General features: G+C 35.8%; 7 protein-coding genes. 1 reads left to right on the top strand and 6 read right to left on the bottom strand.

The genetic code is table 11. The features are described 5' to 3' along the window. Positions 1-332: 332 nt before the first annotated feature. From MCQ_RS05340 to MCQ_RS05330, 3 genes are all read right to left on the bottom strand, one after another. Entirely contained in the window at positions 333-542 is a 210-nt protein-coding gene (locus tag MCQ_RS05340) for a cold-shock protein (RefSeq protein ID WP_006924018.1), read from the bottom strand. Positions 543-794: 252 nt separating this feature from the next. Continuing rightward, the gene (gene carB, locus MCQ_RS05335; RefSeq protein ID WP_006924017.1) at positions 795-4,280 is read right to left on the bottom strand and encodes a carbamoyl-phosphate synthase large subunit; all 3,486 of its coding nucleotides are present in this window, start codon (positions 4,278-4,280) and stop codon (positions 795-797) included. Positions 4,281-4,954: 674 nt separating this feature from the next. Next, entirely contained in the window at positions 4,955-5,794 is an 840-nt protein-coding gene (locus tag MCQ_RS05330) for a DUF1460 domain-containing protein (protein WP_035008104.1), read from the bottom strand. 785 nt (positions 5,795-6,579) lie between these two features. On the opposite strand from MCQ_RS05330, the gene MCQ_RS09935 reads away from it, so the two are divergent. After that, on the top strand, positions 6,580-6,888 hold the full coding sequence (locus tag MCQ_RS09935) for a hypothetical protein (RefSeq protein WP_006924013.1): 309 nt from the start codon (positions 6,580-6,582) through the stop codon (positions 6,886-6,888). Positions 6,889-7,587: 699 nt separating this feature from the next. Here the strand turns inward: MCQ_RS09935 and carA are convergent. The 3 genes from carA to MCQ_RS05310 all read right to left on the bottom strand — a co-directional run bounded on the left by carA (position 7,588) and on the right by MCQ_RS05310 (position 12,360). Continuing rightward, entirely contained in the window at positions 7,588-8,784 is a 1,197-nt protein-coding gene (carA, locus tag MCQ_RS05320; protein ID WP_006924011.1) for a glutamine-hydrolyzing carbamoyl-phosphate synthase small subunit, read from the bottom strand. Positions 8,785-10,081: 1,297 nt separating this feature from the next. Next, a complete protein-coding gene (gene ubiC, locus MCQ_RS05315) occupies positions 10,082-10,600 on the bottom strand; it encodes a chorismate lyase (RefSeq protein ID WP_006924009.1) in 519 nt (172 codons plus the stop codon). A 1,508-nt stretch (positions 10,601-12,108) separates the two neighbouring features. After that, positions 12,109-12,360, bottom strand: a complete 252-nt coding sequence (locus tag MCQ_RS05310; protein ID WP_006924007.1) for a GlsB/YeaQ/YmgE family stress response membrane protein — start codon at positions 12,358-12,360, stop codon at positions 12,109-12,111. Positions 12,361-12,520 lie beyond the last annotated feature (160 nt).

Genomic DNA, 12,520 nt, shown 5'->3' with positions numbered 1-12,520 from the left:
TCCTTATAGTGAAATAAGCAAATGATTTTTAATTTGAGGGTATTCTATAAGAGATTATGTTGTATGCAATAAAAAATTGCAGACAAACTCTTTGAAAATTTTGTTTTAGACACAGATTTGATTTTGGTATTTTTTTTTAGGTTTTTACAAGGAAGCTGTTCTTTATATTTATAAAAAGATTTAAAGAGAGGATCAGGTGCATTTTTATAATTATAAGAGGATAGTCAATACTTTGATAAAGGTAAATTCTGCTTTTATTAATGTTAAAAACAAAAAAATCCCCACTTTTGTAGATGAGGATTTTTAAATAAAATCTAGCAGAACTTAAAAAATTAAAGGGCTGCAAGGTTGCCAGCAGCAGATTTTCCTGAACGACGATCTTGAAGAACGTCATAAGAGACTTTTTGGCCTTCATTGAGATTGTTTAAACCAGCACGCTCAACAGCGGAAATATGTACAAATACATCCGCACTCCCATCGCTAGGCTGAATAAATCCGAAACCTTTTGTTGTATTAAACCACTTAACTGTTCCTGTAGACATAGGAAACTCCTTAGAATATATAATATTGTGTATTGAAGCCAAAAGCCCTCAATACGGTTTTAGATCGAAATTAGGTGGGAGAAGTTTTGTCAGACGTGCAGATCGCACAGGAAAGAAAGTCACTTAACCAAAAGTTCGATAAAGCTCATATAAAGGTCTTTCGGATAAAAAACAAGTCTTAATCGCTATTTTTATACAAAGACGGATAAAGAATATTGAGGAGCGCATAGTTTGTGGTGAAGTAAAAAATTTTTAAGTAAAATAGCTTTGCAATGGGCGCACTTTAAGGCACTTTTTTGTAAGTGCTTCTATGGACTGTACTACGGATTCAGCTCCTGCTATTGTTGTATAATAGGGAACTTTTTGCATGAGTGCTGCATGGCGTAATGATTTGGAGTCCGAGATGGCACTGGCAGTGTTTGTTGTATTAAAAATCAATTGAATTTGCCGATTACGAATAGCATCTTCAATATGGGGATGTCCTTCTAACACTTTATTGATTTTTTCTGCCTTAACATTATGTTCGGAAAGGAATTTCTGTGTTCCGCTTGTTGCTAAAACAGAAAAACCAAGCTTAGCTAAACATTTTACGGGATTTAAAATGCGTTTTTTGTCCTCATCTCTCACAGAAACGAACAAAGTTCCCTCCTTTGGAAGTTCAACACCGGCTCCAAGTTGGGCTTTTGCAAAAGCAAGTGCAAATTCATAATCAAGTCCCATAACCTCTCCGGTTGAACGCATTTCTGGACCAAGAAGTGTATCAACACCCAGAAAACGAGTAAAAGGAAAAACAGCTTCCTTAACAGCGATATGTTGTTTAGGTTGTGGAGAGGGTAATCCACCATAAGCTTGGAGAGCACTTTGGAGAGTTTCTCCTGCCATAATACGTGCAGCCATTTTAGCAATAGGGCGACCAATTGTTTTTGCAACGAACGGAACCGTACGTGAAGCACGAGGGTTAACTTCTAAGACATAAATTGTGTCATCTTTAATGGCATATTGTACATTCATAAGACCACGAACATGAAGTGCTTGTGCCAACGCTTTAGTTTGACGCTCTAATTCAATGACTAATTTATCTGAAAGTGTGTGCACAGGTAAAGAACACGCCGAATCGCCAGAGTGGATCCCTGCTTCTTCAATATGTTCCATAATGCCAACGATCAATGTTTCTTTCCCATCACATAGACAGTCAACATCAACTTCAATTGCTTCTGTCAGATAAGTATCAAATAAAAGTGGATTTTTACCAAGCAATGTATTAATCTGCCCCGTCTTGTCATTGGGATAACGGGCTTTGATCTCTTCTGTTACTAATTCAGGAACACTCTCAAGCAAATAATTTTGCAAGCTACGCTCATCGCGGATAATTTGCATAGCACGTCCTCCTAAAACATAAGAAGGTCGAACAACCAATGGGAACCCAAGTTCATGGGCGATGAGACGGGCTTGTTCTACTGAATGGGCAATACCGTTTTGAGGTTGTGTTAAGTTAAGTTTGAACAATAATTTTTGAAAACGGTCTCTATCTTCTGCCAGATCAATGGCATCAGGTGAAGTTCCTAAGATGGGGATTTTGTGTTTTTCTAATGCACTTGCTAGTTTTAGTGGTGTTTGTCCGCCAAATTGGACAATGACTCCAACCAATTCGCCTTTTTCCTGTTCTGTTTCTAAAATAGCGAGAACATCTTCTGTTGTTAAAGATTCAAAATAAAGACGATCAGATGTATCATAATCAGTCGAAACTGTTTCAGGATTGCAGTTAATCATAATGGCTTCAAAGCCTGCATCACGTAGTGCAAATGCAGCATGGCAACAACAATAATCAAATTCAATACCTTGTCCGATACGGTTTGGACCGCCACCTAAAATAACAATTTTTTTGCGTTCAGAAACTTGTGTCTCCGAGTATGCTACGCCGGCGAAGGGGACTTCATAGGTTGAATACATATACGCTGTAGGTGAAGAAAATTCAGCTGCACAAGTGTCGATACGTTTGAAAACATGCTTGACATTGAGTGCTTTGCGCAAAGCAGCAATATCATCGGGCTCTTGTCCAGTAAGAGTGGCTAATCGCGCATCCGAAAAGCCCATAGCTTTCAACATGCGCAGATTATCTGCGTCTTGAGGTAATCCATGGGTGCGGATACGCTGCTCCATCTCAATGATAGAAGCTATTTGTTCCAAGAACCATGGATCAATTTTGCTGATTTGGTGAATTTCTTTTAAAGGTAAACCCTCGCGCATTGCCTGGGCTATGTAACGCAGACGGTCAGGGCTTGGTATTGCAATGGCAGAGCGTATAGAATTTTTCTCATCACCTTCAGCATGTTGAGGAACGACAATTTCATCAAGACCGGTAAGACCCGTTTCAAGTCCACGAAGCGCTTTTTGCAGTGATTCTTGAAAAGTACGACCGATTGCCATAACCTCTCCTACAGATTTCATTGCTGTTGTTAAAACAGGTGAAGAACCGGGAAACTTTTCAAAGGCAAAACGAGGAATTTTGGTGACAATATAGTCAATAGAAGGCTCAAATGATGCTGGTGTTGCACCGCCAGTGATATCATTTTTTAACTCATCAAGTGTATAGCCAACTGCCAATTTAGCTGCTACTTTGGCAATTGGGAAACCTGTTGCTTTTGACGCAAGCGCTGAAGAACGCGAAACACGCGGATTCATTTCAATAACAATAAGGCGGCCATTTTCAGGATTGACGGCAAACTGTACATTAGAGCCACCAGTTTCAACGCCAATTTCACGCAGGACAGCAATCGAAGCATTACGCATACGTTGATATTCTTTGTCGGTTAAGGTAAGGGCAGGAGCTACGGTGATAGAATCGCCTGTATGGATCCCCATAGGATCAATATTTTCAATGGAACAAACAATGATACAGTTGTCATTTTTATCGCGGACAACTTCCATTTCATATTCTTTCCACCCCAAAACACTTTCTTCAATCAAAACTTCTGTTGTGGGTGAAGCTTCAAGTCCGCGTTCAATAATTTCATAAAACTCAGAGCGATTATAAGCAATTCCACCACCTGTACCACCAAGTGTGAATGAAGGACGGATAATGGCTGGAAGTCCAATAATATCAAGAGCTTGAACTGCTTTTGCAGTAGCATGTGCAATATAATGTTGTTTACGGTCTGCTTCTGTTTGATGCCAATCTTGTTCAAGTTTTTCTAGTGCTTTTTCAAGGGCATTGCCGTAAAGTTTAGCTTTCAGTTCATCACGTGTTTTTGCGTGTAGTCGACGATTTTCTTCTTTGAGTTCAGTTGCATTGGCTAACATAGAACGTGGTGTTTCTAAACCGATTTTTGCCATTGCTTGGCGAAACAAGGCGCGATCTTCAGCTTTATCAATAGCATCGGCATTTGCGCCTATCATTTCCACATGATAGCGGTCTAAAATTCCCATACGTTTTAATGATAAAGCAGTATTGAGTGCTGTCTGTCCTCCCATAGTTGGTAAAAGGGCGTCAGGACGTTCATGGGCAATAATTTGGGCAACTATTTCAGGAGTGATGGGTTCAATATACGTGGCATCAGCTAAATCTGGATCCGTCATAATGGTGGCAGGATTAGAGTTAACCAGAATAATTCGGTAGCCTTCTTCTTTTAATGCTTTGCAGGCTTGTGTGCCTGAATAGTCAAATTCACATGCCTGACCAATAATAATAGGTCCTGCTCCAATGATAAGAATGGACTTTATATCTGTGCGTTTTGGCATGGTTTTTTCCTATAGCAAATATCTGGGCGCGATTGCGGCAGGCAGAATATTTAAATTTTGAGGCCAAAATCGTTTTATAAGTTAAGTGATAAAGAAAGTAAGTCCTAAAATGTCTTTTCCATGCTTTTTTTCATAAAATTAAAGATATATTTTTTTTTGTTATGGTTAATTTTATATGAGGGCGAGAGTATCATCTTTACTAAGGATACATAAGAGGAAAAGTCAGGATATTGAAGGTTATCATAGGTAATGAAACATAACAGTTGTTTAAGGACAGGTGGAATTTTGTAGAGTGAAATCAATTGTGGCTATAATACGCTTGTCATTATTACACTGTTTGTCATGGTCAGTTTTTTTATATAATCTTTTCTACTTTTTCTTGCGTGATAATGCTTCATTTCTATGGATTGTAATAAAAAATTTAATCAAAGTTGTGAATAGATTTTTCTATTCTGTTCATAATTTGATAATGGTAAAAAAGAATTATTGATACTGAATCTGCTGTTCTATCACTGTACAAAGCTAGATTAAGATTATTCAAGGTTTTGATTAAAAACGTGAAATGATATATTATATCTTTATAGCTTACACGGATTTTGATATTTTTCTTGATAACTTAAGTGTTTATTTGAATATATATTGGTAATGTAGGGGACATTTCTGTCCCCATTAGGTTATTGAGAGGCTCTTAAAACAATAATTCCTGGTGTTTTTGCTACATAATCCATAAAAGGAGAATCCACTACTTTTTCATTCTCCTTTAGTGAAGAAGCATTCCGTAACATAGGGCCCTTATCTGTCATGATAAAGAAGCCTACATGGGTTACATCCAATCCAGGAAGTTTGGTATAAATACCGATGAAATCACCAGATTGTAAACGGCTTATAACTTCTTCGTTAATAACACTACTTGGAATATAAGTTATATTGCGTTTAACAATTGGTAGTCCAGGAAGGTAGTTTCCGCCATCAGCTTTTTTATTGAGATATTTTTCAGTGTTCACTGCATTGGCACTTATTTGTGCAGTGATGTCATCGGCGAGTTTATATTCTCTATAAGCCCAGTCGGTAAAAAAATGCTTTCGATTTAAAAAGCTAACCTTACCATCAACATAGCGCGTCCGGATGACATTCTTTATGAATTCTGTTTGCGATGTTGATTTTCGTAATGCTTCAACGTAGTCCAGATAAGTGAAACAATCTAGACCTCTAAAGTCGATTATAAGTTTTTCTGGTGTATTTTCTGAGCCCTGTAGCATATTCGCTTGGTAAGGTGTCCCTAAAAAAGCTTCAGAAAGCAAGCCAATCATTTTTCCTATCTCTGGATCACTGATTTTGGAGCGTTCTTTAAGAATAGTGTTCAGTTTATCTGAAGTATATGGATCTAAATTTACTTTGGCTGTTTGTTGCGTTTCCATTTGGTTTTCTGAAGTATCCTTGCTTACATCAGAATTTTGGAAATCACATCCTGTAATCAACGCTGAGATTAAAATTACTTGAAATATTTTTCGCATTTTTTCACCATTTTTGAATTGATAATTAGTGATATTTTCCGCGCTCACCAGATTGTCATTGATTTTATTTTAGCATATAATAAATATAGTATAAATAGATATATTCATAATTGTTTTCTAAATTTATACAGATTGCGTATGATTTAAATGTTTTTTAGAATTACAGCATAAAAATTATTTTTTTAATTTTTATTTTTAAATAGCTAATTATAATTTTTTATGATTTTTTTTATAAATTAATTATTAATTTATGTTAAATAAATATATATTATTTTAAATATTATTATTTTTTAATTACGTTATAATATTTTATATACTATATTATACTTGCAAATAAATATTTTGATATGAAGTGAGATACAGGCGAATTTTTATGATAAAATTTTATTTCATTTAATGCATTTAAAATGACTCCTTAAAAATCATCATTCTTTACAAAATTATGTACAGTGTTGTGTGTCTGGTAAAATGACGATTTGTGATATTTTGCTGTTTTTTTTAAAGTTTTCACTTTCGTTATAGTTTTTGTGAGAATAAGTTATGTTACGTAGCATTTGTTAATAGCAGGTAGAGTTTAAAAATTGTAGGAAAAATAATTTGCGTGCTATGAATAATCAAAAACTCGATTAAAAATTTATCCATCATAGGCTTATTTTATTTTTTATTACTTTGTTTTGGATATTATCGGTATTGCAATCATTAGTCCTATTTTGCCCAGTTGATAGGAAAGGATATCAGTAAGGCTTCTGGGGAAGGATGAAGATTATTTATAGCTTTATTCAGCAATGCAATTTTTATTTGCTCCAGTCATTGGCAATCTCTCTGACCGTTATGGTCGACGTCCTATTTTGCTTATCTCTCTTATCAGTTTTACTCTTTATAATCTTATATTGGCTATACATGGAGCTATTCTATATTGCTTACTGGGTGTCTTTTTTATTTTGCGGCTGGTTTTTCACTCATTAATTCCATTTTTGCGTGGGTTATGCTTACAGAAACGCTTCCTATGTGCAATAGGCTACTCCTTTGATATTAAACGTGCAAATTCTTTAGGTGCTCTTTTGCAACTCAGACAATATCCAAAAGCTCTTTGAATGTTATTGTTTTTTTCTTTATTGGCTTGCGGAATCTGTATGGCCAAGCGTTTGGGTATTCATTGCTAAAGAACGCTATGATTGGAGCACGTTGTTTATAGGATTATCTTATAATATTTTCGGGATAGGACAGATTATTGTAATCACTCTTATTCTGCCTTATTTTTCTAAGCGATGGAGCAATTGGTATATTGCGATGTTGGGACTCTTGTTTGCATTGTTTGCTACACATTTGCAATACAATGTTGGATGGTTTATCTGTTTTTTGCGTGTACCATGCTTGAATATCTCTTTATGCACCTATGCACGCTATTGCTTCAACAGAGGTATCGGCAAGTGCACAAGGAAAATTGCAGGGAGCGATGACATCTGTTATTGCATTGAGTTTGATATTTAGTCCCATTTTTTAGATGTTTCTTTCCGAACAATTTACACATGAAGACATGGTATTTCATTTTTCTGGTGCTTCTTTTGTGGGAAGATTTTGTGTGCTTTTTGTTACAACGGTAATTTTTGCTTTACGGGTACGCTAATTTTTTGAAATTCTGATTGATAACAATATTCTGCTAAGATAATTCAAAAGGCAAACAAGTCTTGTTAATGCTATGAGTGAAGTAAGCTGCTCTGTTGCTAAAATAATATATTTGTGCTCAGGGATAGAGTTTTTGCGGAGGTAACTCAAAGGACAAAGCACTTCAATTAAGCTGTTTTTTTATAGTTTATAATGAGATCAAAAAAACGCTGAAATAGATAGTGGCTGTCTTGTGGTCCAGGGGAAGCTTCAGGGTGGTATTGAACAGAAAAAATCGGTTTTCCAATGATCCGAATACCACAATTTGAGTTGTCAAAGAGGGAAATATGGGTCTCTTCAACATGTTTTGGTAAAGATGTCGTATCTACAGTAAAACCATGATTCATAGATACAATTTCGACTTTTCCGGTAGTAAAATCTTTAACAGGATGGTTGGCGCCATGGTGCCCTTGATGCATTTTTATGGTTTTTGCTCCAACAGCAAGAGCCAGAAGTTGATGTCCAAGACATATGCCAAAAAGCGGTATATTACTGTCAATGAGTGCTTTAATAGTTGGGACAGCATAATCGGCTGTAGCAGCTGGATCGCCTGGTCCATTGGAAAGAAAAACACCATCAGGATTCATTGCTAGAATTTCTTTCACGTTTGTGTTTGCTGGTACAATGGTTATACGTGCACCGTTTGCAGCCATGAGGCGCAGAATATTGCGTTTCACTCCATAATCAATCGCAACAATGTGAAAATTGTACGCGTCATTTGCACTATAGCCTTTATTCCACATCCAGGGTTTTTCATTCCATTCTACTAATTGCTTTGATGTTACTTCTTTGGCGAGATCAAGATTGATAAGTCCAGTCCATTTTTGTGCGCGCTTTTTCAGAGCATTAATATCAAAATTCCCATTGGGATCATGGGCGATGATGCCATTTAGTGCACCTTTTTCACGAATAAAAACGGTTAATGCTCGCGTATCAATACCACAAAGTGCAATGATCTTACGCGTTTTCAGCCATTGATTAAGATTTTCATTTGCACGATAGTTGGAAGGATGGGTAATATCTGCTTTGAAAATGGCACCAACTGCTCCATGACAATTGAGGGGTGTGAGATCTTCAATATCTTCACTATTTGTACCTACATTGCCGATATGAGGAAAAGTGAAATTGACGATTTGTTTTTCATATGACGGATCTGTGAGGATTTCTTCATAGCCTGTCATCGCGGTGTTAAAACATATTTCAGCTTCAGCAACACCTGTAGCACCTGCTCCTTTGCCTTCAATAACTGTTCCATCGGCCAATATTAATAAGGCTGTAGGTTTGCTTACGCTCCAAGGATTAGGAGATGAGATAATTTGTGTCATAGCATGTGCTCATAATTTGTTATCTGAAAAATATAATAATCAACGTTACACAAAAAGCACAACTATAACAGATGTTATGTGTATAGTTATTGCGATATTTTGCTTAAGGCCAAGAGTATATGTATATTCCATGAAGAGGTAAAGTCCTGTTTTGGAATTTTCTAAGACCTCGGTGTTAATTATTTTTTATCATGCAGGTAAGACGATAAGGGTTGGTTACAAGCTGTTTTTTCTTGAATAAAACGGATAAATTTATGTTGCGTGATCAAATTGATATGGCAATTCGAAATTGCCTTGAAGATATGAATAAAGAGATATCTTTCCACGCTTCATTTAATTGATGAAGCATTTAATTGGTGCTGCTATTAGGATTATGATATTTCTTATCGTGGTGATAAGACAGCGAAAACTAATGACTATCAAACAGTTTGTTTTTAGCTGAAATAATAAAAGGATTTAGAACGCGTTCATAAAGAATCTGGATGCTTAGAATTTGGTAAAGAAAAGACAAGAGAAAATGGAAATCATTCGTAAATTTCTTTTCCGTTCGCTTACTAAGAGGGAAGTAAAAAAGTCCTTTTTGTGGCTTTGTTACAAGCAAAATTGAAGGATTAAATGATATGAGTGATGTGGTGGTGCGGCTAAATGGATGCTCTGCGTGGCAAATGAATCCTACCAATTTGCAAAAGGAATCTGAAAGTTTTTTATTTTTAGTCACTTGTCATGTGTTCAGATAGCATAGAGATAATGTTGATAAGTGACATTGCTCTCATAAAAGTTAGCACGCAAAAATACTTCTTTGAGAATAAAAAAGGGAATGTTTTTTCTGCGTATTTACGTCATTAAAGAGGGGCTAAAGGATTATAAGTGTTTTAACTTTTCTAAAAAAGATTTATTGTTTTTAATATATAAAAAGCTTTTAGATAAAATAAGGTGGTTAAACAAAAGCCGCGTGATACAAATTTTAAATTTTTTGTAAGAAGATTTTTTTCTTTTTTTTCAGGAGTGATTATTATTTTGCGTGAAATTAAAATGCAAAGGGCTTTTTTGTATGATAGGCACCTTCAAAATGGATCAAGGGCAAGTTTTTCACTCTATTTTCGGTAAAAAGAATTTTGAAATGCTTCTTTTTAAAAGTTGAAGCATTTTTGAGTCAAGATGGTCCCAAGAACATATCTAGAAGAACTCTTCATTCGTAATATGCTGTTGGGAGAAGTTTAAAAATTTTATTCCCTTATCTTTTAAAAGTATAGAACCAACAAGTGGTGCATGATAAAAGGAATATAGAATGCTCCATTTATATGGGATTTGTTGTGTACAGTGGTGAAGCTGCTAAAAACAATTCGGTTAACAACAATGGTTTTTTTGCTAGACGCAAACGGGAGCGACGCGCCCACAGAGCACCTTGTTGGCCAATATGAATGTAGTCGCGAGTTAATGTTCCACTGTTAAATAAATAGTGTCCCAATGGTTTAGAGCCCAAATGCATCAGTGCTTGATTGTGTTCCAATAGAGTTTCTTGTGGGATTACAGTGCGTCCAAGGAGCCAAGGTTGATTATCTCCCATCAGTATGATTTCTCGTAGCCAGTAATGCGAGCTATCAGGTAGATGCTCAGATTCTTCCTTCAATTTATCACGCGTAATGAAGCATTCACGTTGTGGTTCGATGCGTATGCAGGTGCAGTGGTTTTCGAGTCGACGCGTCATAGATCCCAACTCCATTAGCCAATCGTTGATGCTAGCTGGGACTGGAGGATCTTTATCAGATAACCACTTCAGAGGTGGCAAGATGGAATCCATAGGATCAGACATCATTTCACTTCATAGCTCAGCTCAAAGTCTATTGCATTTACTGCATTGGATGATAAAAATAGATACTTCTATTGTAATGCAGAAATGCAAAGGCAGCAAGATTTTAAACGGAAAGATGTAAAGGGAGAGTGAAGTATTTTTTAGCGCTTATATTTTTTCTTTTTATTAATCCTAGATTCTATGCCCATAACTTTCTAAGTCAGAGGATGATTGAAGTATAGATTAATTAATTGCATAAAAGAAGAAGCTTTTTTATCTAATTGTTAAAAGGTATGTCTGAAATGGGTAAGTTTATTGAAAAAGCCTTTGATAAGGTGGCCTTTCTGTAAGGGTAGTCATTATCATTCTCAGGTGTTTTCTTAATTTAAGTAAGAAAGAATGATAGAGATACGTTTTATTTCCTCAATTCTTCTCTTTGTACATCTGAATATAACCTTTATTAATAATATCCTGTGTGTTTTTATTCATTGCGACAAGCTGAAGTACATTTGTCATATTATTTCAGTTTCTTGGAGAGAAAAGAAAATACAGAAATCGTCCCTAAGGAATCCACTGCAGCATGACTCTTCGTGGTAAATTCTCTCTATTGCTTCTTAACGCTTGCCTTTCATGCTGGCTACTATAAGTTTGGCAGAGGAATGAACAAAAATAAAGATGACATCTTATCTTCATAGCTTTTAGCCAACGTTTGCAAAACACTATGAGAGATCGCTTTCTGATACTAGGATGCATAATTTGATGTGTGCTGGGCTATTTGTCTGAGGATAGGAGAAAACGCTTACTACTTTAAATATTATGGATATCTGTAACAAAATAACGGTAAGATTTTGAACCTTTATCTGCATTTCAGAAACTTATCTTGAATAAATGGTAACAATTTTGCAAATTTCTGCACTTAATATCATACTTCTTAATGGTAATACTGTTGTTCTTTACAAATGGAAATTTACCACTACGCCTTTTGAGTTCAAATATTATTGAGGGTATGGAACTTAGGACAACACTTCTTTCGTTTGTGAAATTCAAAAGGGGTTGTTTGAATTTTCTGTTAGGACACTCTTATGAAGTACATAGGAGTTAAAGTTTACGCGATAGAGGCTTTGATCATTGTTATTGTTTTTTATAATAATGTGCAGCAGCTATGTTAGTACTACAGTAAGATGAACAGATTTGATTATCATTATGGTCTGTAAACCATATGTTCGAAGCAATGATATTGGGGTATGAATTATAGAAAAGAAAATTAGTATTACACTAAAACGGCGTAGATATTCTTTTATGAATACGAGTACGCTGTAGCATATTGTTATTGCATATGAGGGAATGAGTGGTTAAAGAGCCTCGTCGCTACGAACTTAGATAATGTGATGATGGTGATGCAAAAAGACCACAATTTAAGCATCTCACCACCACTCCCCTCCCAATAGCTGTAACTTGTAAATCTATGGCAGAAATATTTCAGCAATTCCACTTAGCACCCAAAGGCGCTTCTAAAAAAATGAATAAATGCTTTATGATCGAATTTTTCGTCCTACCCATATAAGAAGGCAGGCTCCGATAAAGCCGGAAATAAGATAACCAAGCCATCCAGCAAAACTCACACCTAAAACTCCAAAAAGAAAGCTTGCCAATGCAGCTCCAATAATTCCTAAAATAATGTTTAGAAACACCCCTGTCTGGCTTTTCATAAGATATTGTGCAGCCCAACCTGCAAGTCCGCCGATAATAATAGCTGCTATCCAGCCGATGTTTGCGTCTTCCATTACATTCTCTCCTTTGCCTGAATCTAAACTGTTAATTCTAACTAGGGTAAGCTTTGTAAAGGTCAAGGTTTACTTATTTTTTTCTTGGGGAATATTGCTGCTGAAAATTTTGTTACAATCTTTACTTTGCTGTTTTCTAATGCGCGTGAATATTTTATAT

The organism is Candidatus Bartonella washoeensis Sb944nv (assembly GCF_000278135.1).
GTDB classification, from domain to species: domain Bacteria; phylum Pseudomonadota; class Alphaproteobacteria; order Rhizobiales; family Rhizobiaceae; genus Bartonella; species Bartonella washoeensis.
This window is presented reverse-complemented; position numbering and strand designations above follow the sequence as displayed.